Annotated in this window: 26 protein-coding genes; 19 read left to right on the top strand and 7 right to left on the bottom strand. The window is 63.1% G+C overall.

The genetic code is table 11. The annotated features are described in order from the left end of the window. Position 1: 1 nt before the first annotated feature. The 8 genes from cysW (at position 2) to QQ992_RS26815 (ending at position 7,024) form a co-directional block, all read left to right on the top strand. On the top strand, positions 2 to 874 hold the full coding sequence (gene cysW, locus QQ992_RS26850) for a sulfate ABC transporter permease subunit CysW (protein WP_004575843.1): 873 nt from the start codon (positions 2 to 4) through the stop codon (positions 872 to 874). Positions 875 to 877: 3 nt separating this feature from the next. Beyond that, entirely contained in the window at positions 878 to 1,867 is a 990-nt protein-coding gene (locus QQ992_RS26845) for a sulfate/molybdate ABC transporter ATP-binding protein (RefSeq protein WP_016489713.1), read from the top strand. Between the two features lie 549 nt (positions 1,868 to 2,416). Next, the gene (locus QQ992_RS26840) at positions 2,417 to 3,217 is read left to right on the top strand and encodes an energy transducer TonB (protein ID WP_025752181.1); all 801 of its coding nucleotides are present in this window, start codon (positions 2,417 to 2,419) and stop codon (positions 3,215 to 3,217) included. Positions 3,218 to 3,247: 30 nt separating this feature from the next. Then, positions 3,248 to 3,967, top strand: a complete 720-nt coding sequence (locus QQ992_RS26835; RefSeq protein ID WP_286111693.1) for a MotA/TolQ/ExbB proton channel family protein — start codon at positions 3,248 to 3,250, stop codon at positions 3,965 to 3,967. A 1-nt stretch (position 3,968) separates the two neighbouring features. After that, positions 3,969 to 4,370, top strand: coding sequence for an ExbD/TolR family protein (locus QQ992_RS26830; RefSeq protein WP_016712576.1), 402 nt, complete (start codon positions 3,969 to 3,971; stop codon positions 4,368 to 4,370). 216 nt (positions 4,371 to 4,586) lie between these two features. Beyond that, positions 4,587 to 5,168 (top strand): alpha/beta hydrolase, encoded by a 582-nt coding sequence (locus QQ992_RS26825; protein WP_286111692.1) that lies wholly within the window; start codon positions 4,587 to 4,589, stop codon positions 5,166 to 5,168. Between the two features lie 64 nt (positions 5,169 to 5,232). Then, on the top strand, positions 5,233 to 6,063 hold the full coding sequence (locus QQ992_RS26820) for a sigma 54-interacting transcriptional regulator (RefSeq protein ID WP_286111691.1): 831 nt from the start codon (positions 5,233 to 5,235) through the stop codon (positions 6,061 to 6,063). A gap of 175 nt (positions 6,064 to 6,238) precedes the next feature. Further along, positions 6,239 to 7,024: a MetQ/NlpA family ABC transporter substrate-binding protein gene (locus QQ992_RS26815; RefSeq protein WP_016502129.1), complete on the top strand. Its 786-nt coding sequence runs from the start codon at positions 6,239 to 6,241 to the stop codon at positions 7,022 to 7,024. Between the two features lie 72 nt (positions 7,025 to 7,096). Here QQ992_RS26815 and QQ992_RS26810 read toward each other — a convergent pair whose 3' ends face one another. Continuing rightward, positions 7,097 to 9,460: a penicillin acylase family protein gene (locus tag QQ992_RS26810; RefSeq protein WP_286111690.1), complete on the bottom strand. Its 2,364-nt coding sequence runs from the start codon at positions 9,458 to 9,460 to the stop codon at positions 7,097 to 7,099. 86 nt (positions 9,461 to 9,546) lie between these two features. Here QQ992_RS26810 and QQ992_RS26805 point away from each other — a divergent pair, with 86 nt between their 5' ends. Beyond that, complete coding sequence (locus tag QQ992_RS26805; RefSeq protein WP_286111689.1) at positions 9,547 to 10,113, top strand: sugar O-acetyltransferase; 567 nt, start codon at positions 9,547 to 9,549, stop codon at positions 10,111 to 10,113. On the opposite strand, the gene QQ992_RS26800 is transcribed toward QQ992_RS26805, so the two are convergent. Continuing rightward, positions 10,092 to 10,661 carry a DUF6436 domain-containing protein gene (locus QQ992_RS26800; RefSeq protein ID WP_286111688.1) on the bottom strand — a complete coding sequence of 190 codons (570 nt, stop codon included), beginning with the start codon at positions 10,659 to 10,661 and terminating at the stop codon, positions 10,092 to 10,094. The two genes, QQ992_RS26805 and QQ992_RS26800, sit on opposite strands and share 22 nt — an antisense overlap. 108 nt (positions 10,662 to 10,769) lie before the next feature. Between QQ992_RS26800 and bipL the strand changes: the two genes are divergently transcribed. Next, positions 10,770 to 11,696 carry a phospholipase BipL gene (gene bipL / locus QQ992_RS26795; protein ID WP_286111687.1) on the top strand — a complete coding sequence of 309 codons (927 nt, stop codon included), beginning with the start codon at positions 10,770 to 10,772 and terminating at the stop codon, positions 11,694 to 11,696. Here the strand turns inward: bipL and QQ992_RS26790 are convergent, their stop codons facing one another. Beyond that, positions 11,697 to 12,449, bottom strand: a complete 753-nt coding sequence (locus QQ992_RS26790) for a DUF2059 domain-containing protein (RefSeq protein WP_105947244.1) — start codon at positions 12,447 to 12,449, stop codon at positions 11,697 to 11,699. It abuts the gene before it with no gap. Between the two features lie 113 nt (positions 12,450 to 12,562). Here QQ992_RS26790 and QQ992_RS26785 point away from each other — a divergent pair, with 113 nt between their 5' ends. Further along, the gene (locus QQ992_RS26785) at positions 12,563 to 13,195 is read left to right on the top strand and encodes a 2OG-Fe(II) oxygenase (protein WP_286114009.1); all 633 of its coding nucleotides are present in this window, start codon (positions 12,563 to 12,565) and stop codon (positions 13,193 to 13,195) included. Continuing rightward, positions 13,182 to 13,685 (top strand): 2-thiouracil desulfurase family protein, encoded by a 504-nt coding sequence (locus QQ992_RS26780; RefSeq protein ID WP_286111686.1) that lies wholly within the window; start codon positions 13,182 to 13,184, stop codon positions 13,683 to 13,685. The genes QQ992_RS26785 and QQ992_RS26780 overlap by 14 nt, the downstream gene beginning before the upstream one ends. 122 nt (positions 13,686 to 13,807) lie before the next feature. Here the strand turns inward: QQ992_RS26780 and QQ992_RS26775 are convergent, their stop codons facing one another. After that, the gene (locus tag QQ992_RS26775; protein ID WP_286111684.1) at positions 13,808 to 14,296 is read right to left on the bottom strand and encodes a transporter substrate-binding domain-containing protein; all 489 of its coding nucleotides are present in this window, start codon (positions 14,294 to 14,296) and stop codon (positions 13,808 to 13,810) included. Positions 14,297 to 14,519: 223 nt separating this feature from the next. Between QQ992_RS26775 and QQ992_RS26770 the strand changes: the two genes are divergently transcribed. Beyond that, complete coding sequence (locus tag QQ992_RS26770; RefSeq protein ID WP_016712565.1) at positions 14,520 to 14,996, top strand: DUF4399 domain-containing protein; 477 nt, start codon at positions 14,520 to 14,522, stop codon at positions 14,994 to 14,996. 46 nt (positions 14,997 to 15,042) lie between these two features. Here the strand turns inward: QQ992_RS26770 and serA are convergent, their stop codons facing one another. Continuing rightward, a complete protein-coding gene (gene serA, locus QQ992_RS26765; RefSeq protein WP_016712564.1) occupies positions 15,043 to 16,272 on the bottom strand; it encodes a phosphoglycerate dehydrogenase in 1,230 nt (409 codons plus the stop codon). Between the two features lie 171 nt (positions 16,273 to 16,443). Here serA and QQ992_RS26760 point away from each other — a divergent pair, with 171 nt between their 5' ends. The 4 genes from QQ992_RS26760 (at position 16,444) to QQ992_RS26745 (ending at position 20,559) form a co-directional block, all read left to right on the top strand. After that, entirely contained in the window at positions 16,444 to 17,841 is a 1,398-nt protein-coding gene (locus QQ992_RS26760) for an FAD-binding oxidoreductase (RefSeq protein WP_286111682.1), read from the top strand. 21 nt (positions 17,842 to 17,862) lie between these two features. Beyond that, positions 17,863 to 18,528, top strand: a complete 666-nt coding sequence (locus QQ992_RS26755; RefSeq protein WP_016712562.1) for a fumarylacetoacetate hydrolase family protein — start codon at positions 17,863 to 17,865, stop codon at positions 18,526 to 18,528. A gap of 120 nt (positions 18,529 to 18,648) precedes the next feature. Beyond that, positions 18,649 to 19,566: an SdiA-regulated domain-containing protein gene (locus tag QQ992_RS26750; RefSeq protein WP_286111681.1), complete on the top strand. Its 918-nt coding sequence runs from the start codon at positions 18,649 to 18,651 to the stop codon at positions 19,564 to 19,566. 90 nt (positions 19,567 to 19,656) lie between these two features. Next, positions 19,657 to 20,559 (top strand): SdiA-regulated domain-containing protein, encoded by a 903-nt coding sequence (locus QQ992_RS26745; RefSeq protein WP_286111679.1) that lies wholly within the window; start codon positions 19,657 to 19,659, stop codon positions 20,557 to 20,559. A 115-nt stretch (positions 20,560 to 20,674) separates the two neighbouring features. Here QQ992_RS26745 and rpiA read toward each other — a convergent pair whose 3' ends face one another. Further along, positions 20,675 to 21,349 (bottom strand): ribose-5-phosphate isomerase RpiA, encoded by a 675-nt coding sequence (rpiA, locus tag QQ992_RS26740; protein ID WP_060485716.1) that lies wholly within the window; start codon positions 21,347 to 21,349, stop codon positions 20,675 to 20,677. Positions 21,350 to 21,484: 135 nt separating this feature from the next. Here rpiA and ilvA point away from each other — a divergent pair, with 135 nt between their 5' ends. Beyond that, positions 21,485 to 22,999, top strand: coding sequence for a threonine ammonia-lyase, biosynthetic (ilvA, locus tag QQ992_RS26735; RefSeq protein ID WP_016712558.1), 1,515 nt, complete (start codon positions 21,485 to 21,487; stop codon positions 22,997 to 22,999). A gap of 38 nt (positions 23,000 to 23,037) precedes the next feature. Further along, positions 23,038 to 23,463 carry a DUF2269 domain-containing protein gene (locus QQ992_RS26730; protein WP_105947252.1) on the top strand — a complete coding sequence of 142 codons (426 nt, stop codon included), beginning with the start codon at positions 23,038 to 23,040 and terminating at the stop codon, positions 23,461 to 23,463. Between the two features lie 121 nt (positions 23,464 to 23,584). On the opposite strand, the gene QQ992_RS26725 is transcribed toward QQ992_RS26730, so the two are convergent. Next, the gene (locus QQ992_RS26725) at positions 23,585 to 24,241 is read right to left on the bottom strand and encodes a histidinol-phosphatase (protein WP_286111677.1); all 657 of its coding nucleotides are present in this window, start codon (positions 24,239 to 24,241) and stop codon (positions 23,585 to 23,587) included. Positions 24,242 to 24,352 lie beyond the last annotated feature (111 nt).

Raw genomic sequence — 24,352 nt, 5'->3', positions numbered from 1 at the left:
CATGTCCAGTTCATCCCTGAGTGCAAGCGCGGCCGCCAACGCCGCCCGCCGTGGCAGCGCCACTTCGCGGCGCATCCTGATCGGCCTTGGCTGGCTGGTGTTCGCGCTGTTTCTGCTGCTGCCGCTGGTGATCGTGGTATCACAGGCGCTGAAGAACGGTTTTGGCACCTTCTTCGAGGCGATTTTCGAGCCCGACGCGCTGTCGGCATTGAAGCTCACCCTGCTCGCCGTGGTCATTTCGGTGCCGCTGAACCTGGTGTTCGGTGTCAGCGCCGCTTGGTGCGTCAGCAAGTACACCTTCCGTGGCAAGAGTATCCTGGTCACCCTGATCGACCTGCCGTTCTCGGTGTCGCCGGTGATCGCCGGCCTGGTCTACGTGCTGATGTTCGGCGCGCAAGGCCTGTTCGGGCCCTGGCTGCAGGACCACGATATCCAGATCGTCTTCGCCCTGCCGGGCATCGTCCTGGCGACCATTTTCGTCACCGTGCCGTTCGTGGCCCGTGAACTGATCCCGCTGATGCAGGAGCAGGGCACGCAAGAAGAGGAGGCTGCTCGCCTGCTCGGCGCCAATGGCTGGCAGATGTTCTGGCACGTGACCTTGCCCAACATCAAATGGGGCCTGATCTATGGCGTGGTGCTGTGTACCGCGCGGGCCATGGGCGAGTTTGGCGCGGTGTCGGTGGTGTCTGGCCACATTCGTGGCGTGACCAACACCTTGCCGCTGCACGTAGAGATCCTCTACAACGAGTACAACCACGTCGCGGCCTTCAGCGTGGCCAGCCTGTTGCTGATCCTGGCGCTCTTCATCCTGCTGCTCAAGCAGTGGAGCGAGAACCGTATTAACCGCCTGCGCCACAGCGCCGCGGAGGAATGATTCATGTCGATCGAAGTTCGTAATGTCAGCAAGCGCTTCAACAGCTTCCAGGCCCTGAACAACATCAACCTGGACATCAACAGCGGCGAGCTGGTGGCGCTGCTGGGCCCGTCCGGCTGCGGCAAGACCACGTTGCTGCGCATCATCGCCGGCCTGGAAACCCCGGACCAGGGCAATATCGTCTTTCATGGCGAGGACGTGTCCGGCCATGACGTGCGTGACCGCAACGTCGGCTTCGTGTTCCAGCACTACGCGCTGTTCCGCCACATGAGTGTGTTCGACAACGTCGCTTTCGGCCTGCGCATGAAGCCCAAGGGCGAGCGCCCGAGCGAGAGCAAGATCGCCGAGAAGGTGCATGAGCTGCTGAACATGGTGCAACTGGACTGGTTGTCCGACCGCTACCCCGAACAGCTGTCTGGCGGTCAGCGTCAGCGTATCGCCCTGGCCCGCGCGCTGGCGGTGGAGCCCAAGGTGTTGCTGCTGGACGAGCCGTTCGGTGCGCTGGATGCCAAGGTGCGCAAAGAGCTGCGCCGCTGGCTGGCGAGGCTGCACGAAGACATCAACCTGACCTCGGTATTCGTGACCCACGACCAGGAAGAAGCCATGGAAGTGGCCGACCGCATCGTGGTGATGAACAAGGGCGTGATCGAGCAGATCGGCTCGCCGGGCGAGGTGTACGAGCAGCCGGCCAACGACTTCGTCTACCACTTCCTGGGCGACTCCAACCGCCTGGCCCTGAGCGAGGGGCACCATGTACTGTTCCGCCCACACGAGGTGTCGTTGTCGCGGCATGAGACCGAAGGGCACCATGCGGCCGAGGTGCGGGACATCCGACCGTTGGGGGCGACTACCCGGGTGACCTTGAAGGTGGAAGGGCAGAGCGAGCTGATCGAGGCCGAGGTGGTTAAGGACCATGACAGCCTGACCGGGCTGGCGCGGGGGGAGACGCTGTTCTTCCGGCCGAAGGTTTGGCAGAAGGTGGCGGATATCTGATCAGCCCTTGATGATGAAAAGCCCGGGCTTGGTCCCGGGTTTTTTCGTCGTGAGAGAGGTAGGGGCTGTGAGATCGAGCGCCGCCCGCGCGGCGCATCGCGAGCAAGCTCGCTCCTACATCTGTTTCGGGCCAATCATTCCTGAGTGAGAGGCGCGCGGCCCCTTGGTGTTTACCTCAATATCGTGTGGGACCACCAAGGCGGTCGCGTGCGCTGGCACAGGCGATACTGGCCCGAAACAGATGTAGGAGCGAGCTTGCTCGCGATGCGCCGCGCGGGCGGCGCTCGATTTACGCACCCCCTCAAAACTTAAGACGAAAACCCGGCAGTTCGAGCCAATCTCATGCCTTGCGCGAATATTTTGCATGCCTGCAATGCATCGCATTTACGCCGGCCACCCGCAGCCCGCGCAGTTCGTGGCTTTCACGCTACCCTTCAAAAACAATATTCACTTAAGTTCTAACCATAATTTTAAACATTACTTTAAGAGATAAGCCTCTAGCCCCGATGATTCAGCCATACCTGAATCGAGACCCCAGGAGTTTGATCAATGGGTAATGTCCAGTCGGCCGTCAGGGCCTACGACCAGCCATGGCGCCCGGCCCCGGGCGACCTGGTCGAGCTTGGACGCACGCTTCGCCTCCCGCTGGGCCAGCTGCGCCTGCAACGCACGCCCGTCAGCGGGCTCAAGCGCCGCGACAAGCTGGTGTTGGGCCTGTTGGTGCTGGCCCTGCACGGCGCTGCGGCGTACTGGGTAAGCCAGGCTCCGACGCCAGAGCTGCCCGTGGTGCCACCGCAAGTGCCGCCCATGACCATCGAGTTCGCAGCGCCAGCGCCGCCTGTGGTCGAACCGCCACCGCCTGCGCCTGCACCACCCGTCGTCGAGCCGCCGCCACCACCACCCGTGATCGACGAACTGGCCGCCAAGCCCAAACCCAAGCCAAAGCCCGTGCCCAAGCCTGTGGTCAAGCAAGCACCCAAACCACAGCCCAAACCGGTCGAAGCGCCGCCGCCAGCCCCAGTGGCCGCCCCGGCACCACCTGCACCCGCACCACCTGCGCCGGCCCCGGTTACGCCCGCTTCGGCCAACGCCGCTTACCTGAAAAACCCGGCGCCGGAGTATCCGCAGATGGCCCAGCGGCGGGGTTGGGAAGGCACCGTGCTGCTGCGTGTAGAGGTGCTGCCCAGCGGTAAACCCGGGCAGATCCAGGTCCAGAAGAGCAGCGGCCGTGATGCCCTCGACGCCGCCGCGCTGGCTGCGGTGAAACGCTGGAGCTTCGTGCCCGCCAAGCAGGGTGACGTGGCCCAGACCGGCTGGGTCAGCGTGCCGATCGATTTCAAGCTTCGCTAACTTTTTCGCAGAACACAGGAAGACATCATCATGAGCCTGCTGGCATCCCCCCTCGAATCCGTTGAAAGCGCAGTCATCTGGCTGCTGGTTGGTTTCTCTGTCGTCACTTGGGGCCTGGCCCTGGTCAAGGTCGCGCAGTTCGTGCGGCTGAAAAATCAGGACAAGCGCTTCCACCAGCAGTTCTGGGCGGCCTCCAGCCTGGACTCGGCCGCCGAGCTCAGCCACGAGCTGCCCGGCCCGGCTGCCCGCGTTGCCCAGTCTGGCTACGCCGCGATTGCCGTCGGCGACACCCAGGCCAACGACCTGAGCCACGCCATCAACCACCAGGACCGCCTGGAGCGCGCCCTGCGTCAGCAAATCGTGCGTGAGCGCCGCTCGCTGGAAACCGGCCTGGCAGTGGTCGCCAGTATCGGCAGCACCTCACCCTTCATCGGCCTGTTCGGCACTGTGTGGGGCATCATGGAAGCGCTCAAAGGCATCAGCGCGGCCGGCTCTGCCAGCCTGGAAACCGTGGCGGGCCCAATCGGTGCGGCCTTGGTGGCAACCGGTGTCGGTATTGCCGTCGCCGTACCGGCAGTGCTGGTTTACAACTACTTCCTGCGCCGCCTCAAGCTCACCGCTGCCGACCTCGACGACTTTGCCCACGACTTCTACAGCCTGGCGCAGAAGAGTGCCTTCCGCGTGCTGGTGCACCCCACCGTGCACAAGCCACAGGCCGGTTTCACCCAGCCCGTGAAGGAGGCGTCCTGACATGGCTTTTTCGACCCAGGACAGCGACGAAGTCCTCAGTGAAATCAACGTCACGCCGCTGGTGGACGTCATGCTGGTGCTGCTGGTGGTGTTCATCGTCACCGCGCCGCTGCTGACCAACGCCATCCCCATCAACCTGCCCAAGACCGAGGCCGTGGCCCCGGTAGAGCAGAAAGACCCGCTGGTGGTCAGTATCGACGGTGAAGGCAAGCTGTTCATCAACAAGGACCAGATCCAGCCCGACCTGCTGGAAACCAGCCTCAAGGCCGCCAAGGACAAGGACGCAGACGTGCGCGTGCAGCTGCAGGCCGATGACGGCGTGAACTACGGCGAAGTGGCGCGGGCCATGGCGGCCATCGAACGTGCAGGCATCAGCAAGCTGGCGGTGATTACTGCGCGCTGACCCTCATCAAACCTCTTCAGGCAAGTGCTTATGGGCCACATCTCTTGGCAGGGGTTGGCCCTTTTTTTTAGCTGCAAGTTTCAAGCTGCAAGCTGCAAGAGAGAGCGGCCTAGTTTGTAGCTTTAAGTTATTAATAAATAGCTTCTTATTCCTTTACGAATATAACTCCCTCCCTATACTGGTCTCCAAGCACGCAAACTTACTGGAGGCGTCCCCATGCGCAATGAGTCGATTCGCTACCTGATTGTGCCGGGCTGGCAAGGATCGCCAGACAACCATTGGCAAAGTCACTGGCAGCGCACCCTGCCCAACAGTGCCCGGGTGGAGCAGCACGACTGGCTGACCCCGAAGCGCGAAGACTGGGTGCAGGCGCTGGAGCAGGCGATTGTCGCCGAAGAGTCGCCGGTGATCCTGATTGCCCATAGCCTGGGCTGCATCACCGTCGCCCATTGGGCTGCGCAGGCCAGCCCGGCTTTGCTGCGGCGCGTGCGTGGCGCGCTGTTGGTGGCACCCGCGGACGTCGAGCGGCCCACCTGCGCGCCAGCCTTGCGCAACTTTGCGCCGATTCCGACCGAGGCATTGCCGTTCCCCAGCCAGGTGGTCAGTTCGGACAACGACCCGGCCGTGAACGTGCCACGGGCGCTGTACCTGGCCCAGGCCTGGGGCGCCGAGGCGGGGTTGCTGAGCAACGCCGGGCACATCAACGTCAAGTCCGGCCACGAGCGCTGGGAGCAAGGCTTCGCCTACTTGTACCGCTTGCAAAGCCGGGTTGAGCAGCGCGCACTGCGCCGCGCCTGATCGCCCTTACTGTTTACCGCTTACCTGACGCCCGGCCAATGAAGGCCAGGGGCGGGAGTTTGTCATGACTTTCCAAAACCCGTTTGGCCAGCCGCTGCTGACCTTTCCCGAGCTGGACAAGAGCCCGCTGAGCATCCGCGCCAAGGCGCTGGTGTTCATCGACCCGCGTTCGCAGCAACTGCGCGAAGACCTTGAGCGCCTGGCGCCGCAACCCTTGCCCGTGCTGATCCGTGGCGAAACCGGCACCGGCAAGGAGTTGCTGGCACGGCAGATCCATCGTGCCAGCGACCGTGGTGGTTTGTTCGTGTCGGTCAACTGCGCGGCCATCAGCCCCACCTACGCCGATGCCGAACTGTTCGGCTACAGCGCCGGCAGCCAGGGTGGCACGGCCAGCAGCCGCGCCGGCTGGTTCGGCTCGGCCAATGGCGGCACGTTGTACCTGGACGAGATCGCTGACTTGCCGCTGGCCATCCAGGGCAAGCTGCTGGCTGCCCTGGAAAACCGCGAAGTCACCCGGGTGGGCGCGCAGCAGCCGCAGCCGGTGGATGTGCGGCTGGTGGCCGCGACCAGCATCGACCTGGCGCGGGTGGTGCGGGCAGGGCGCTTTAACGAGCGCTTGTACCAGTACCTGCGCGAAGGCGCGCTGGAGCTGCCACCGCTGCGTGAGCGGCCCGGCGATATCCTGCCGTTGGCCGAGTATTTCGTGGGCATCTACAGCGTACGCCTGCAACGCCCTGTACCGCTGGTGAGCGAGGCGGCGCAGCAGGTGCTGGAAGCCCATCCATGGCCCGGAAATACCCGTGAACTGGAGAACGTCATCCACTTTGCCTTGCTGGTGAATGACGGCGAAGAGATCCAGCCAGAGGACCTCGACTTGCTCAACACCGCGCGCTAGACATCGCTCATAAGCAAAGTGGCTAATGGCGATTTGTTTTTGGAATAAGCAGCTAAGTAAAAGATATTGTTGCGGCATAAAAAATCCAGCTATTGTCCGCCTCACGCCCACTGGTGAACCGGTTGGGCACCCGATTCGCCATCGCCGATGGCCCAGATTCAGAACAAGGACCACCATGAAGAAGACCCTGCTGACCACTGCCCTGGCCGCTGCCCTGTCGTTCTCCGGCCTGGCCGCCGCCGCCGAGAAGCTGGTGGTTGCCGCTACTCCGGTACCGCACGCCGAAATCCTTGAGCTGATCAAGCCGACCCTGGCCAAAGAAGGCGTGGACCTGCAGATCAAGGTCTTCACCGACTATGTGCAGCCAAACGTGCAGGTTGATCAGAAGCGCCTGGACGCCAACTACTTCCAGACCCTGCCGTACCTGAAGAGCTTCAACGAAGGTAAAGGCACCCACCTGGAAACCGTGATCGGCGTGCACGTCGAGCCGTTCGGTGGCTACTCGAAGAAGATCAAGAACCTGTCCGAGCTGAAGGAAGGCGCCACCGTTGCCATCCCTAACGAAGGCAGCAACAGCGGCCGCGCCCTGATCCTGCTGCAGAAGGCTGGCCTGATTACCCTGAAAGACCCGAAAAACGCGCTGGCCACCCCCAAGGACATTGCCGAGAACCCGAAGAAGCTGAAGTTCCGCGAGCTTGAATCGGCCATGCTGCCGCGTGTGCTGGACCAGGTCGACCTGGACATGATCAACACCAACTACGCCCTGGAAGCCGGCCTGAACCCGGCCAAGGATGCGCTGGTGATCGAAGGCGCCGACTCGCCGTACGTGAACTTCCTGGTTGCCCGCCCGGACAACAAGGACAGCGAGGCCATCCAGAAACTGGCCAAGGCCCTGACCAGCCCGGAAGTGAAGGAATTCATTGCCAAGAAGTACCAAGGTGCTGTGCTGCCGGCGTTCTGATGCGGTTGTAGTACCTGGTATGACCAACGCCGACGCCTTTGCGTCGGCGTTTTTTTTGGCTGCTAGCAGCCCTTACGGCCCTGGCACCAACCGCAATGTACTCTGTGCCGGAATCACCCCCATCTGCGCCTTCTGGTACTGCCCCTGCACATACCCTTCAGCCTGATCCGAGTAATGCCGGTCAAACGGCACGCCACTCTGCCCGACCGGGTTGCTGGTCAGCGCCTGCCCGGCATCGGCGAAATCGATCAGCCGCCGCGTTGAAGGCCCGTAGGTCACCGGCCATGGCGCCGGGCCGATCTTCGCAGAAAGGTTGTTCGGCACTTCATGGGTACCGGGCGCGGCGAACGGCCCAACGTTGAACAGCAGGTTCAAAGGCTTTTTCACGCCAAGCGGGTGATTGTGGGTCAAGGTATGGGCTTTGCCCCATTGCCAGCTGGCCGGGTCGCTACCCAAGGTATCGCGCAGGTGCTTCAGGCTGCGCTGCCAGGCCAGGCGTACGATGGCGGTACGGTCGGTACGCTGGTTGCCACCTCGGGTATTCCACCAAGGGGAGTCGGCGTCCGCCGCCAGGCGTGGCAAGGCAGCGTCGATGGCGCGGGTGCTGATCAGCACCGGGAACCAGGTGTCACCCAGTTCGTCATGCAGCGCCGCGAAGGCCAGTTCGTAGAGGAACTGGTTGAACAGCGTGGCGCTGGTCGAGTCCAGCGGGTAGTCGCCACGCCAGGCGGCGAGCTGTTCGACCAGTTCCTTCTCCTCGTCACCTTCGGCCACTGCGCGCAGGGTTGCCAGCAGCGGTGCAAGGGTGCGCGGGCCGTGGTCGCTGGCGGTGTCCAGTTGCAGGGTCTGACTGTTCTGGGTATCCCATTTCACCTCGGGGTTGGCCAGGTGGCGGTCGAGCTGGCGGCCCCGGTCGGGCAGGTTGTAGTAACCCGGTATCGGCACCCCTGCTGGCAGCTGGTAGTTGGCCGAGACGATATAGCCGCGCGCCGGGTTCTCTTGCTGCGGGTTGACGCTGAAGGGGTAGAACCCAAGCTTGTCGGCCTGCGCGCTGGCGCCGTCGAGGATGAACGCCGGGTCGACGCCGTCGGGGCGTACCGGTAGCTTTGCCGCCGCCCACCAGCCGATGTCACCTCGGGCATTGGCCCAGACAAAGTTCAGCCCCGGTGCATGGACCTTGGCGGCAGCCTCGCGCATCTTGCCAAGCGTATCGGCACGGTTGAGCTGGTAGAAACCTTCGAGGATCGGGTTTTCGGTTTCCAGGAACGCCCACCACATGGCGATGGGCGTAGGCCCGGCGGTGGCGCCCAGCACGTTGTTGACGATCGGGCCATGGGGCGAGCGGCGCAGGCTGAGTGTGACCGGAGCTTCGCCTTTGACCGCGATCTGCTGTTCGGTCTTTTCCAGCGCCTGCCATTTGCCATCGACCATCACCTGGTTGGCGTCGGCCGGGTTGGTGCGCTCCGCGATCAGGTCGACGTCATCGTTCTGGAACATGGTCAGGCTCCAGCCGAAGTCGCGGTTATGGCCAAGCAGGGCAAAGGGGTTGAGCGCCTGGAAGTAGCCATACAGGTTGAAGCCTGGCGCGGATAGCTCGGCCTCGTACCACACGGCTGGCACCGCGAAGCTGATGTGCGGGTCGCCGGCCAGCAGCGGCTTGCCATTGCGGGTACGGCTGCCGGCCACCGCCCAGGCGTTGCTGCCTTCGAATTGCGGGATGCCGGCGTCGCCCAGCGCTTCATGGCTGAGGCGGGCGAGGGCTTCCAGGCTTTGCCAGTCCGCCGCGGCCAGTGGCGTGCCCAGCGCGCCCTCGGGTTTCCAGCCGAGGTCGAAGATGTTCAGGTAGTCGGGGCCAAGCTGGTCGCGGATGTAGGTCAGTGCGGGCTCGGTGCGAAACGCAGCGGCGAAGCTGTAAGCGAGGTAACCGGCAATGCTCAGGGTATCTTCGGCGGTAAACGGGCGAGGGGTGATACCCAGTAGGTCGAACTCCACGGGCTTGGGATGGCTGGCTTGCCAGCCGTTGACCCCGTCGAGGTAGGCTTGCAGGGCCTGCCAGGCAGGTGACTGGCGGTCCTGACGCTTGGCCATCAGTGCGGCCTGTTCGCGAATGCGCAGGCTGCGGAACAAGGTATCGGTGGGCAGCAGCTTGTCGCCCAGTACCTCGGCCAGTTCGCCTCGGGCCAGGCGGCGCAGGATTTCCATCTGGAACAACCGGTCCTGGGCATGCACGTAGCCCAGGGCGCGGTACAGGTCTGCCTCGTTTTGCGCCTGCAGGTGCGGCACGCCGCGAACGTCGTAGCGCACGCTGACCGGCGCCTGCAAGCCAGCCAGGGCCACCTCGCCCTCGCGCTGCGGCAGCTTGCCCTGCACGTACCAGTAACCGGCGCCGGCGGCCACGGCAACCACCACGGCCAACAGGGTCAGGCTGCGCTTCATGCAAGCTCCTTGTGCGTCAAAGCAGAAAATGTGGTCCGATCATCGGCGGATTCGCGAACAGAGCATAGCCCCGGGAAGGAGATTCCATGTCACTCAGCGAAAAACAGAAGATGCTTACAGGCCAGCTCTACCACGCTGGCTGCCCCGAACTGCAGGCCGAGCAGATCGCCAACAAGCACTGGATGCACCGCTACAACAGCAGCGTCGAACTGCTCAATGACGCCCGCCATGGGCTTTTGCTGGAGCATTTCGGCCAGGTTGGCGAAGGCGCGGTGATCCGCCCGCCGTTCTATTGCGACTACGGCTACAACATCAGCGTTGGCCGCAATACCTTCATGAACTTCAACTGCGTGATCCTCGACGTGATGCCGGTGCGCATCGGTGACGACTGTCAGATCGGCCCCAACGTGCAGATCTACACCGCCGACCACCCGCTCGACCCTGACCTGCGGCGCAGCGGGCTGGAGAGTGGGCGGGCGGTGATCATCGGCAATAACGTGTGGATCGGCGGTGCGGCGATCATCCTGCCAGGGGTGACGATTGGCGATAACGCCGTGGTCGGGGCGGGTAGCGTGGTGACCCGAAATGTGCCAGCCGGAGCGACGGTGGTGGGTAACCCGGCGCGGGTACGTCAGCCAGCCCAAGGGCAGTAGCAGCCCACCGCCAGTGTGTTGGATGCGGTCACCTGGCGGCCGTCGAGCAGTGCATTGAGGATAGGCTCGATGAAGCTGTTGCTGGCATTGCACACTGCGCCTTCGCTGTACGGGCCGAAGTAGGCCAGGTGACCTTGCCGGTCCCAGATGGCCACAGCCGGGGAGGCGGGCAGGTGCTCGCTACCGGGCAGGCTGGCGATGGGCGTGAGGGCGGAGAGGTTGGCGGGCAGCTGGCCATGGCTACCGGGCTTTTGCAGCACATGGAAGGTCACGCCCTGGGCGGCGAACTGGCTGACCAGGTCGCCCAGGTGTTGCTGGTTGCCGACGTTGCAGGGGCAGGCCGGGTCCCAGAAGTGCACCACGCGGATCGGGCCAGGGCCGGCCAGCTCGGGTGGCAGTTGCAGTTGGCTGCCGTCGAATAGCGTGGTCTGGTTGTCGAACGGGCGCAGATAGCGTGCCTGGAAGGTGGTGTAGGCCTGCCAGACCAGAGCGCTGCAGAGTAGCAAGGCAAGGGCAATCAGGATGGGTTTGGCGAGGCGCGTCTGCATGGGTGTCTGCGGATATCTTGTGGTGGGTTCACTGGCCCCAAGCTTGCCACGACGCCGGCCAGAGCTGAATATCCCAGATCAATACTTGCTTCGCCATGGATGTACCCGATGCCCGCTGCCTTTCACCCCGACCACCTGCGCTCCCGCCTGGCGCCGTTGAGTACTCGCCAGCCGTTAACGGCCGAGGCCCAGGACTACCAGCGCTTCTATGGCCTGAGCCTGCAAGCCCAGAGCTGGCTGGGCGGCTTTCAGGCGGCGGGGTTCGACCTGGTCGGGCAGGTGTGGCTACCCGAGCAGCCGACCGCGACGTTATTCCTGCTGCACGGCTACTACGATCACATGGGCCTGTATCGGCATGTGATCGACTGGGCGCTCACGCAGGGTTTTGCCGTGATCAGCTGCGACCTGCCCGGCCACGGCCTGTCCAGTGGCGAGCGAGCCAGTATCAGTGACTTCGCGGTGTACCAGCAGGTTCTGGAGGCGTTGTTCGAACAGGCGCGCACGCTGCAACTGCCGCGCCCCTGGCACCTGTGCGGGCAAAGCACCGGTGGCGCCATCGCCGTTGACCACCTGCTGCATCAGGGGGCGCACAGCCCCATCGATGGCCAGGTCATCCTGTTGGCACCGCTGGTGCGGCCTTGTTCCTGGCGCTGGTCGAAGTTGAGCTATCGGGTGCTGCGTCACTTCGTGAACGGCATCGAACGGCGCTTCAGTGAAAACACCAATGACCCGGCCTTCCTGCCGTTCCTGGAGGCCGACCCGTTGCAACCACGTCGCCTGCCCACTGCCTGGGTGGGCGCACTGATCGCCTGGGTCAAACGCATCGAAGCCGCGCCGCACAGTCCGCGGCGGCCGTTGATCGTGCAGGGGGAGGCTGATGGCACGGTGGATTGGCCCTACAACCTCGAAGTGCTCAAGGCCAAGTTTGCCGACCCACAGATATTGATGCTGCCCGAGGCCCGCCACCACCTGGCCAACGAGCTGCCGGGCATTCGCCAGCGCTACTTCGACTTCATCGACCAGCGCCTGGGCTGATCACTTCAGGTCGTTGCTGCTCTGGCCAACCGCCAGGCCCGCACGCACAGCCGCCAGCGCTGCCTGGTAGTAGGCTTTGCCGTCGGGTGATTCGGCAAAGGTGGCGAACTCCTCCAGCTCGGCATCGGACAGGTCGCGGTAGACATACAGCAGGGTGTTGTTGAGGTCTTCGCCGATCTGGTTCATCAGACGTTGACGCTGGCCGTCGAGCAGGCCCTGGGCCTGGCCGCCGCCGAACAGGCCGGGGATCATCGAGCTGAGGCTGTCGGCTGCCACGCCAGCGATGGCCAGGCTGACTTCGGCACCGGCCTCACGTGCTGGCAGGGCTTGCGCCAGGTGGCCGATGACCAGCAGGCGGTCGTCGCTGGCCTGGATCTTGGGCAGGCCTTTGGCATTCTTGGCCAGTTCGTCCTTGCGGGTGGCCTTCAGCTCGGCTGCCACCACCTTGCGCCCCAGCGGCGACTGGAAGAAGGCCAGGGCAGGTGCAGGATTGGCCAGGGTGGCGCGCAGCTGCGCCTGGGCGCGACGGTCCACCGCCTGGGCCTGGAAGCGCTGGTTGCTGTTGTTGACCAGCGCCTGGTACACGGCGGGAGGCAAACTGTTGCGGTAGCGCGCCTGGGCGGCGGTGAGGGCATCGTTGAAGTGGGCGCGCTGGTCGGGCCAGCCGGCGGCCTTGTACAGTTGATCCAGGTTGTCTGCCCAGACAGGCATGGTGCAGATCATCAGCAGAATCAGGGAAAACAGACGGCGCATTCAGGACTCCTGTCGGCAGGTGGCTATTGTCCTTGGCCCGGCGCCGGTTTGTCGAGATATCCGCGTATTTCTCGGCCAAGTGGCGCTGTGCGCCGGCATGGCGAATGGATATGATGCGCGCCATGCACAACTCCCCCGAACACCCGATGCTTGCGGCCGTCGTCGACGATCTGGCCACCCATGGCTGGTCCCAGCAGGCGCTGTTTTTGCCTGCCGACCTGGTGCGTGCGCTGGCGGCTGAATGCCGACGCCGTGATGCCGAAGGCGAGCTTAACCCCGCAGGGGTTGGGCGCGGTGTTGCCCAGGAGGTGCGCGAGGCCATCCGTGGCGACCAGATCCAGTGGATCGACCCTGGGCAGGCCGAGGCCTGCGACCAGTACCTGGCGGCCATGGACCAGTTGCGCCTGGCCATCAACCAGGGCCTGTTCCTGGGCCTGGAAGATTTCGAGTGCCATTTTGCCTTGTATCCGCCGGGGGCCTTCTATCGTCGGCACCTGGACCGCTTCCGCGACGATGACCGGCGTATGGTGTCGGCCGTGCTGTACCTGAATGAAGGCTGGCAGCCGCAGGACGGCGGCCAGCTGCGCATGTTCCTGGCCGATGGCGTCGAGCACGACGTCGAGCCTGTGGCGGGCTGCCTGGTGGTGTTCCTGTCGGGCGAGGTGCCCCACGAAGTGCTGCCGGCCGGGCGAGAACGGCTGTCGTTGACGGGCTGGTTCCGGCGCCGTGGCAATGACCCGTTCTGATTTGCCCAAGGTACTGGTCAGCGCTTGCCTGCTGGGGCAACCGGTGCGCTATGACGGCCGGGCCAGTGGCCATCCCGACATGTTGCAGCAATGGCAGGCAGAAGGGCGCGTAGTGCCGTTGTGCCCGGAGGTGGCAGGTGGATTGCCGACGCCGCGTCCGCCTGCGGAAATTCCGGGCGGGCAGGGTGGCGCGGTGCTCGATGGCGGCGCGCAGGTGCTGACGGTGACGGGTGAGGATGTCAGTGCCGCGTTTCTGGCCGGGGCGCAGTTGGCGCTGGAGTTGGTGCGGCGACATGGCATTCGTGTGGCAGTGCTGAAGGCGGGTAGCCCTTCGTGTGGTAACCGGTTGACCTATGACGGCACGTTCAGTGGTGTGAAGGTGGCGGGGGAAGGGGTGACCACGGCATTGCTGCGGCGGGCGGGGGTGCTGGTGTTCAGTGAGCTGGAGCTGGAACAGGCGCAGCGGGCTCTGGTTGAGCTTTCAGTGTAAGCCTGTCCCGGCCCTATCGCCGGCAAGCCAGCTCCCACAGGTACACCACAGGTCTTGAGGTCAGTGATGCTCCTGTGGGAGCTGGCTTGCCGGCGATGAGGCCAGTGCAGGCGACAAAGGGGTTACTGCCCGGCCGCAGTCTCCTGCACACCCTTGAACCACTTCTGCTCAAGCTCGGCAGTGCGGCCACTGTCCTTCAAGCGTTGAAGTGCATTGTTTACGGCACTTTCAAACGCCGGGTTGTCCTTCTGGAACGGAATCACCAGCTTCTTTTCGCCAATCGGCAGGCTCACATCGAGTGGGCCGTCGTCCTTTGGCGCATCGGTCGATGGGGTGAGTGCAATGTCATATTTGCCACTCTCGACACCGCTCAGCACTTCGGCAGCCGGGGCCTCGACGAACTCGGCGCGCAAGTCCAGTTCCCGGGCCAGGTCCTGGCCAAATTCGATGTCGAACCCCGTCAGGTGGTCGTCTTGCTTGAAGGCGTACGGTGAGTTGTCGGCCTGTACCGCAATGCGCAGTTCGCCACGGTCGGCGACTTCGTCTATCAGCTCCGCCTGGGCCAATGGACTGATCAGTACTGCCAGCAGTACCCCTATGGTCGAACGCATGAATGCCCCTTTTCTTTTAGCAGATGAATAACTTTCGCCACGGCTTTCTTCCTCGCCGTGATCGAGCGCAGCCTATGACCTTGAAGCCTCGGCATTGTTTAACCCTGACGGAAATATTTCTGTCAGGCAATGTGAACACCTTGGCGAATATTTCAACTAAGGTGAACTACCGCTGCCGTTGGATCCCAGGCTGCGGTCAATAAGTGAATCACAGGAGAAGTGAATGAACAGCCTATTTTCGCGTGCTGCCGTTGCCGGTCTGCTGATGGGAGCGTCGGTGTTCGCCAGTGCCGCAGACGCCCTGAAGAGCCAGGAGCCGCCCAAGGAGGCCAAGGTCTTCATCGTTTCCCCCGCCGATGGCGCCACGGTCGACAAGACCTTCACCGTCAAGTTCGGCATCGAGGGCATGGCACTCAAGCCAGCGGGTGACCAGACCCCGCACACCGGGCACCACCACTTGCTGGTGGATGTGGATAAAGAACCCGTGGCTGACATGCCGCTGCCAACCAGTCTGATGCCGGAAGCCGGCACCGCGCTGCCGGCGGGCCCGCAGGTGCTGCACTTCGGCAAGGCGCAGACCGAGACCAGCATTACCCTGACCCCGGGCAAGCATACGTTGCAGCTGATTCTGGGTGACCAGTATCACGTGCCGTTCAAGCCGAGCGTCGAGTCGAAGAAGATCACGGTTGAAGTGAAATAAAAAAAGGGAGGCCACTAGGCCTCCCTTTTTCATGCAGCAAGCAAACTTAGAACAGGACGCGGGAGCGGATGGTGCCCTTGACCTGTTGCAGTTTCTCTTGCGCCAGGTCGGAGTACTCGGCGTCAACGTCGATTACCACGTAACCGACTTTCTCGTTGGTCTGCAGGAACTGACCGGAGATGTTGATACCGTTCTCGGCGAACACCTTGTTGATCTCGCTGAGCACGCCCGGGATGTTTTCGTGGATGTGCAGCAGGCGGTGCTTGCCTGGGTGAGCCGGCAGGGCCACTTCCGGGAAGTTGACCGAGGACACCGAGGTACCGTTGTCGCTGTACTTGACCAGCTTTTCGGCCACTTCCAGGCCGATGTTGGCCTGGGCTTCGGCGGTGGAACCGCCGATGTGCGGGGTCAGGATCACGTTGTCCAGGCCGCGCAGCGGGCTTTCGAACTCTTCGTCGTTGGAGCGTGGCTCGACCGGGAACACGTCGATGGCGGCGCCGATCAGGTGCTTGTCCTTGATGGCGGCGGCCAGATGGTCCAGCTCGACCACGGTGCCACGGGCGGCGTTGATCAGGATCGCGCCCTTCTTCATCGAGCGGATTTCCTTCTCGCCGATCATCCACTGGGTGGATGGCAGCTCAGGCACGTGCAGCGAGACGATGTCGGCCAGGCCCAGCAGCTCGTTCAGGCTGGTGACCTGCACGGCGTTGCCCAGTGGCAGCTTGGTCAGCGGGTCGAAGAAGTACACCTGCATACCCAGGTTCTCGGCCAGGACCGACAGTTGGGTGCCGATCGAGCCGTAGCCGACGATGCCCAGCTTCTTGCCACGGATTTCGAACGAGTTGGCCGCGCTCTTGATCCAGCCGCCACGGTGGCAGGAGGCGTTTTTCTCAGGGATGCCGCGCAGCAGCAGAATGGCTTCGGCCAGCACCAGCTCGGCCACCGAACGGGTGTTGGAGTACGGCGCGTTGAACACGGCGATGCCGCGCTCGCGGGCCGCTTCCAGGTCTACCTGGTTGGTGCCGATGCAGAAGCAGCCAACAGCGACCAGTTTCTTGGCGCAGTCGAAGATCTCTTCGGTGAGCTGGGTGCGCGAACGGATGCCGATGAAGTGGGCGTCGGCGATCTTTTCCTTCAGCTCGGCTTCCGGCAACGAACCAGTGAGGTATTCGATGTTGGTGTAGCCGGCAGCCTTGAGGGTATCGACTGCGTTCTGGTGCACACCTTCAAGAAGAAGGAACCGGATCTTGCTCTTGTCGAGAGAAGTCTTGCTCATCTGCGTAAACCTGTATCCCGGAGAAAAAATGGCGAGGGGTGATGCCAGGCGCGAGGGCAGCCTTAGCATGAACAGCGGGAGGGCTATGCTAGCATACGCGACACAATCTGAGCTTATCCCGACAGGTGAAGAGTGCTCAGGGTGACTATGAATAAGTCGAGAGTTCCAGCGATGACCCACCCCGCTGTAATTGAAGAACTGATGACCCTTGTCGACCCTGGCAAGGTCCTGACCGACGCGGCTTCCCTCGAAGCCTATGGCAAGGACTGGACCAAGCATTACCCGCCGGCGCCCAGCGCCATCGTCTTCCCCAAGACGGTAGAACAGGTGCAGGCCATTGTGCGCTGGGCCAATGCGCACAAGGTGGCGCTGGTGCCCTCTGGCGGGCGTACCGGGCTTTCGGCCGGCGCCGTGGCGGCCAATGGCGAGGTTGTCGTTTCTTTCGACTACATGAACCAGATTCTCGACTTCAATGCCTTCGACCGCACCGTGGTCTGCCAGCCGGGCGTGATCACGCGGCAGTTGCAGGCCTACGCCGAAGAACAGGGCCTGTATTACCCAGTGGACTTCGCTTCCAGCGGTTCCAGCCAGATTGGCGGCAACATCGGCACCAATGCTGGCGGAATCAAGGTGATTCGCTACGGCATGACCCGCAACTGGGTGGCCGGGTTGAAAGTGGTCACTGGCAAGGGCGAGTTGCTGGAGTTGAACAAGGACCTTATCAAGAACGCCACCGGCTACGACCTGCGCCAGTTGTTCATTGGTGCCGAAGGCACGCTGGGCTTCGTGGTCGAGGCCACCATGCGCCTCGACCGGGCCCCACGTAACCTGACCGCGATGGTGCTGGGCACGCCGGACTTCGACTCGATCATGCCGGTGCTGCATGCCTTCCAGGGCAAGCTGGACCTGACCGCCTTCGAGTTCTTCTCTGACAAGGGCCTGGCCAAGATCCTGGCGCGCGGCGACGTGCCAGCGCCGTTCGAGACCGACTGCCCGTTCTATGCGTTGCTGGAGTTCGAGGCCAGCACCGAGGAAGTGGCCAACGAGGCCCTGACCACCTTTGAGCACTGCGTGGAGCAGGGCTGGGTGCTGGATGGGGTGATGAGCCAGAGTGAAACCCAGCTTAAAAACCTGTGGAAGTTGCGCGAGTACCTGTCGGAAACCATCTCGCACTGGACCCCGTACAAAAACGACATTTCCGTCACTGTGTCGAAAGTGCCGGCGTTCCTGCGCGATATCGACGCTATCGTCGCAGAGCATTACCCCGACTACGAAGTGGTGTGGTACGGCCACATCGGCGATGGCAACCTGCACCTGAACATCCTCAAGCCCGAGCACATGAGCAAGGATGACTTCTTTGCCTCGTGTACCAAGGTCAACAAGTGGGTGTTCGACATCGTCAAGCGCTACAACGGTTCGATCTCGGCCGAGCACGGTGTGGGCATGACCAAGCGCGACTACCTGGGCTACAGCCGCTCGCCCGAAGAAATCGCCTGCATGAAGGCAATAAAGGCCGTCTTCGACCCTAACGGCATCATGAATCCGGGTAAGATCTTCGCTCCCGTATAAAAAGCAGTAGAGGAGTCGGCCATGAGTTACCAGCACCAGTACGTAGACGGCACGCGCATTCACTTCCCGCTGGGCAAGGTGGTGTGCATCGGCCGTAACTATGCCGAGCATGCCAAGGAACTGGACAACCCGATCCCTACCGAGCCGCTGCTGTTCATCAAGCCAGGCAGCTGCGTGGTGCCAGCCGAGGGTGGCTTCAAGATCCCGGCCGAGCGTGGCTCGGTGCACTATGAGGCGGAGATTGCCGTGCTGCTGGGCAAGCCACTGTCGACTCACCCGAGCGAGGAAGAGGTGCTGGACGCCATTTCCGGTTACGCCCCGGCGCTGGACCTGACCCTGCGCGACGTACAGGCCAAGCTGAAAGAAAAGGGCCTGCCGTGGGAGCTGGCCAAGTGCTTCGACGGCGCCTGTGTGCTGCCGCCGTTCGTCTCGGCTGGCAGCTTCGAGGACGTGACCGACATTCCGGTACGCCTGACGGTCAACGGCGAAGTGCGCCAGGATGGCAACAGCGCGATGATGCTGAACCCGATCGTGCCGATGATCCAGTACATGGCGGCGCATTTCTCGTTGCAGGCGGGGGATGTGATTCTCACCGGCACCCCGGCGGGCGTGGGGCCGTTCAATGTGGGTGATGAGCTGGTGCTGGAGCTGCCGGGTGTAAGCCGCTTCGAAAGCCGGGTGCTCTGAGCCGAAACCGCGTCGACGTCTTCGCGGGCACGCCCGCGAAGAGGCCGGTCCTGTTTACCGATTTTTCACACTCGATCCGGATAATGCGCGGACCTACGCCCATTTCCCCAGGACCCGCGCATGCCATCATCCTCCGCCCCGGCAACCCCCAAGCGTCGCTTCTACTTGCGCTGGCCCTTCGGCCTGGCAGTGGCAGCGGTGATCGGTTATGGCGTGGCCGTGGCCATGCACTGGGATGACCGCGGTGCGTTGTGGGTAAAAGAGAGCTTCGAAAGCACCGCCGAGCGCAGCGAAAGCGTGTGGTTGCCGGACTACCAGGTAGACATCGATGCCAAGCCACTGCCAGGCATGGACGATGACGAAGCCTCGGACCTGGCCTTCAACCCTCATACACGCACCCTGTTCGCGGTCATGGGCAAGAACCCGATCCTGGTCGAGTTGAGCCTGGAGGGTGATGTACTGCGCAAGATCCCGCTCAATGGCTGGAACAACCCGGAAGGCGTTGCCGTGCTGGAAGACGGCTACCTGGCCATCACCGACGAGCGCCTGCATGACCTGACCGTGGTCAAGGTGGATGCACAGACCACGGCGTTGAACCATGACGACTTCCAGAGCCACGACCTGGGCCCGTCGGTGAAAAGCAACAAGGGCTTCGAGGCCGTGGCCTGGGACCCGATGCGCCAGCGCCTGATCATCGGCGAAGAGCGTCCGCCCAAGCTGTACACCTGGAACACCGATGGCCGCAGCCCGCTCAAGGGTGAGAAGCAGCCTTTGCCCAGCGATGAACTCGACCTGCGCAACCTCTCGGCGCTGGGTGTCGACCCGCGTACCGGCCACCTGCTGGTGCTCTCGGCCGACTCCAACATGCTGCTGGAGCTGGACGAACAGGGCCAGCAGGTCAGTTTCATGACCTTGCTTGGCGGCTTCAACGGGCTTGAAGACACCATCCCGCGTGCTGAGGGCGTGGCCATGGACGACAAGGGCAACCTGTATATGGTCAGTGAGCCGGCCTTGTTCTATCGCTTCAGAAAAAACTGAGCCTGCTATCGGGCATTTCGGATGCTGGCATTAAGCTTTACTTCAGTTGTTCATGGTTAGATTCGCCACCCCTGTGTCGAGCCTGCCCTTATGCGCCGTTATGTTCGCCTTATCCTTGTTTTCGCCGCCCTCGGCTTGCTCCTGCTTGGCTGGGCCGGGCAGGAGTTTCGCCTGTTCGAGCGCGGCTGGTTCAACCTGAAGACCTGGTGGCAGCCCGCCGAGCAGAGTATTGGCCTGGACCGCTACCGTGTGGTGCTGGAGGCCAAGCCGGTCGAAGGGCTGGATGACGACATCTCGGCGCTGACCTACGACCCCGACCGCAAGACCCTGTTCACCGTCACCAACGCCCGCTCGGAGCTGATCGAGCTGTCGCTGGACGGCCGTATTCTGCGCCGGGTGCCATTGACCGGGTTTGGCGACCCGGAAGCCGTGGAGTACGTGGGGCCCAACAGCTATGTGATCACCGACGAACGCCAGCAGCGGCTGATTCGCGTACGGCTGGAAGACGACACGATGTTCCTCGATGCCGGTGACGCCGAGCAGCTCAGCCTGGGCATTGGCCTAAACGGCAACAAGGGTTTCGAGGGGCTGGCCTACGATTCGGCGGGTAAGCGCCTGTTCGTGGCCAAGGAGCGTGACCCGATGCTGATCTACGAGGTGCACGGCTTCCCGCATGACAACCCGGAAAAGCCTTACGCGGTGCATGTGGTGCAAGACCGCAAACGCGATGCGCGGCTATTCGTGCGGGATTTGTCGAGTTTGCAGTTCGATGAGCGCAGCGGGCACTTGTTGGCGCTGTCGGACGAATCGCGGCTGGTGCTGGAACTGGATGTGAAGGGGCGGCCGTTGAGCACGCTGTCGCTGCGCAAGGGGTATCAGGGGCTCAAGCAGACTGTGCCGCAGGCGGAAGGGATTGCAATGGATGAGGCGGGGACCATCTACCTGGTCAGTGAGCCGAACCTGTTTTATGTGTTCAAACACGTAGCAGATTAAGGAACTGGGGCTGCTGTGCAGCCCATCGCGACACAAGGCCGCTCCTACAGGGGATCGCATTTCCCTGTAGGAGCGGCCTTGTGTCGCGAAACGAGGGCGAAGCCCTCGCAGAGGGTTACTCGGCCTTGAGGGTTTTCACACCTTCAGCGGTACCCAGCAGCAACAAATCCGCCGGCCGCGCCGCGAACAGGCCGTTGGTCACCACGCCAACGATGGCGTTGATCTGTGCTTCCAGCTCCACCGGGTTGGTGATCTGCAGGTTGTGCACGTCGAGGATCACGTTGCCGTTGTCGGTCACCACACCCTCGCGGTACACCGGGTCGCCGCCCAGCTTCACCAGCTGGCGCGCCACGTGGCTGCGGGCCATCGGGATCACTTCGACCGGCAGCGGGAAGGCGCCCAGCACCGGCACCAGCTTGCTGCCGTCGGCGATGCAAATGAAGGTCTTGGCCACGGCCGCGACGATCTTCTCACGGGTCAGGGCTGCGCCACCGCCTTTGATCAGGTTCAGGTGCGCGTCGCTTTCGTCGGCGCCGTCCACGTAGAATTCCAGCTCGCTGACGCTGTTCAGCTCGTAGACCGGGATGCCATGGCCTTTCAGACGCTGGGCAGTGGCTTCGGAGCTGGCGACTGCGCCGTCGAAGGCGGTCTTGTGCTGAGCCAGGGCGTCGATGAAGAAGTTGGCGGTCGAACCGGTACCGACGCCGACAACGCTCTTTTCATCCAGCTTGGGCAGAATGAAGTCGACAGCGGCCTGGGCGACGGCCTGTTTGAGTTGGTCCTGGGTCATGCGGGCTCCGAAAAGGGGCAGGGCGGTTTTCAAAGTTGCCTAGTATAACGGCTTGGGCGGCTTTGCTGTGGTCGCCCGACGTAGCGCTGGGGTAGACTCCCAGCCCTTGTCCCGCGGCCCAGTGATGCTTTCCCGATGCTCGAACAGTACGTCAAGAAGATCCTCACCTCGCGCGTCTATGACGTTGCCGTCGAAACCCCGTTGCAGAGCGCCGGGCAGCTGAGCAAGCGCCTGGGCAACCAGATTCTGCTCAAGCGTGAAGACCTGCAGCCGGTGTTCTCGTTCAAGATCCGTGGGGCGTACAACAAGCTGGCCCAGCTGAGCCCGGAAGAGCTGGCCCGTGGCGTGGTTACCGCCTCGGCGGGCAACCACGCCCAAGGCCTGGCCCTGGCCGCGCGCGAGATGGGCATCAAGGCCACCATCGTGATGCCCAAGACCACGCCCGAGATCAAGGTCGAAGGTGTGCGCTCGCGGGGCGGCAAGGTGGTGCTGCATGGCGACTCGTTCCCCGAGGCGCTGGCCTATTCGTTGAAGCTGGTGGATGAAAAGGGCTTTGTCTACGTCCACCCCTACGATGACCCGCACACCATCGCTGGCCAAGGCACCGTGGCCATGGAAATCCTGCGCCAGCACCCTGGCCAGCTGGACGCGATCTTCGTGCCTGTGGGGGGCGGCGGCTTGATCGCCGGTATTGCTGCCTACGTGAAGTACCTGCGCCCCGAAATCAAGGTGATCGGCGTGGAGCCAGACGACTCCAACTGCCTGCAGGCGGCCATGGCGGCCGGCGAGCGCGTGGTGTTGCCGCAGGTCGGGTTGTTCGCCGACGGCGTGGCGGTGGCCCAGATCGGCCAGCACACCTTCGATATCTGCCGTCACCATGTGGATGAGGTGGTGACGGTCAGCACCGATGAAATCTGTGCGGCAATCAAGGATATCTACGACGATACCCGCTCGATCACCGAACCTGCCGGCGCTCTTGGCGTGGCGGGCATCAAGAAGTATGTCGAGCTGTACGGCGTGACCGGGCAGACCCTGGTGGCTATCGATTCCGGCGCCAACGTCAACTTCGACCGCCTGCGCCATGTGGCCGAGCGTGCCGAGTTGGGTGAAAAGCGCGAGGCGATCATCGCCGTGACCATCCCCGAGCGCCCGGGCAGCTTCAAGGCGTTCTGTGAGGCCATCGGCAAGCGCCAGATCACCGAGTTCAACTACCGCAAGCACACCTCTGACGAGGCGCACATCTTCGTCGGCGTGCAGACCCACCCGGAAAACGACCCGCGAGCGGCGCTGGTGCAGCACCTGACCGAACAGGGCTTCCCGGTTACCGACTTGACCGACAACGAACTGGCCAAGCTGCATATCCGCCACATGGTCGGTGGCCATTCGGCCGGTGCCAGCGACGAGATGGTGCTGCGCTTCGAGTTCCCCGAGCGGCCGGGGGCGCTGTTCAACTTCCTCAACAAGCTGGGCGGGCGCTGGAACATCTCGATGTTCCATTATCGTAACCATGGTGCGGCTGACGGGCGTGTGGTGGCGGGGTTGCAGGTGCCGGAGGACGAGCGCCACCTGGTGCCGGCGGCGTTGGCCAAGATCGGTTACCCCTACTGGGATGAGACCGAGAACCCGGCGTACAAGCTGTTCCTGGGTTGAGCGGCTAAGCTTGGCTTATTGCTCAAGGATGTGAAGACATGGAACACCTGACCACCCTCAAGACGTTGCACATGATCGCTACCGCCCTGTTGCTTCTGGGGGCTCTGGGCCTGGCGATCTGGACCGTGCGTGCCCGCAGGCAAGGCGATGCCGAGGCCTATGCCAAGCTGCTGCGTCGGCCGCTGGTGTTCGTCTGGCTGGTCATGGGCCTGTGCCTGGTGAGCATGCCATTTACCGGCTGGTGGCTGGTGCACCTCGTGGGCTGGCCGCTTGGGCAGACCTGGGTGCTGGCGTCCAGCGTCATCTATACCGTTGGCGCGTTTGCCGTGTGGTGGCTGCTGGTGCGGCTGAACCGGCTGCGCAAGGCCGAGGTGGTGGGGTTGCGGTTTACCTTGGCGCTGGCGGTGTTCAGCGGGGTTTGCTTCCTGTCCATTGCCGGGCTGATGGGTGCCAAACCGGTCTGATTGAATTTGGGGCTGCTTTGCAGCCCATCGCCGGCAAGCCAGCTCCCACAAAGAGCGGGCTTGCGCTGTTCCTGTGGGAGCTGGCTTGCCGGCGATGGGCCGCAGAGCGGCCCCGGCAATCTCAAGCCCTGAGCGAAACCACCGGCCACCCACGCTTCTCGGCTTCGGCCCGCAGGTTCGGGTCCGGGTCCACCGCCACCGCGTGCGTCACCCGCTCCAGTAACGGCAAATCATTCATCGAGTCGCTATAGAAATAGCTGTCCTCAAGATCAAAGCCGTTCTCCAGCATCCAGCGCTCCAGCCGCGTCACCTTCCCTTCACGGAAACACGGTATATCGGTACTACGCCCGGTATAGCGGCCTTCATGCATTTCGCATTCAGTCGCCAACAACACCTTCACCCCAAGGCGCCGGGCAATCGGTGCGGTGACGAAGCGGTTGGTAGCGGTAATGATCACCAGCTGGTCGCCGGCTTCACGGTGCTGCTGCAGCAAAGCCAGGGCCTTGGGCAGGATGATCGGCTCGATGCAGTCGCGCATGAAGTCGCGGTGCCATTCGTCCAGCTGGGCTGCGGGCGTTGCCGCCAGGATTTCCATGGAGAAGGCCAGGTAGGCCTGCAGGTCCAGGGTGCCGTTGAGGTAGTCCTGGTAGAAGCCATCGTTGCGCTGCTTGTAGGCAACCGGGTCGAGAATGCCGCGCTGGCAGAGGTAGTCACCCCAGGCATGGTCGCTGTCGCCACCGAGGAGGGTATTGTCCAGGTCGAATAAAGCCAGGCGCATCGCAGTCACTCGCATCAGCTACAGGGTGGCCCGCAGAATACGGAGTTTTCACGCGGCTGCACATAAGCTTGGCGGGCGCGTTGCTGCGCTCGCAAGCTTTGTGGAACAATG

Source organism: Pseudomonas kurunegalensis (assembly GCF_030291635.1).
In the GTDB taxonomy this organism is placed as follows: Bacteria; Pseudomonadota; Gammaproteobacteria; order Pseudomonadales; family Pseudomonadaceae; genus Aquipseudomonas; species Aquipseudomonas monteilii.
The sequence above is the reverse complement of the archived record's forward strand: the minus strand, read 5'-3'. Positions and strand labels throughout refer to the sequence as shown.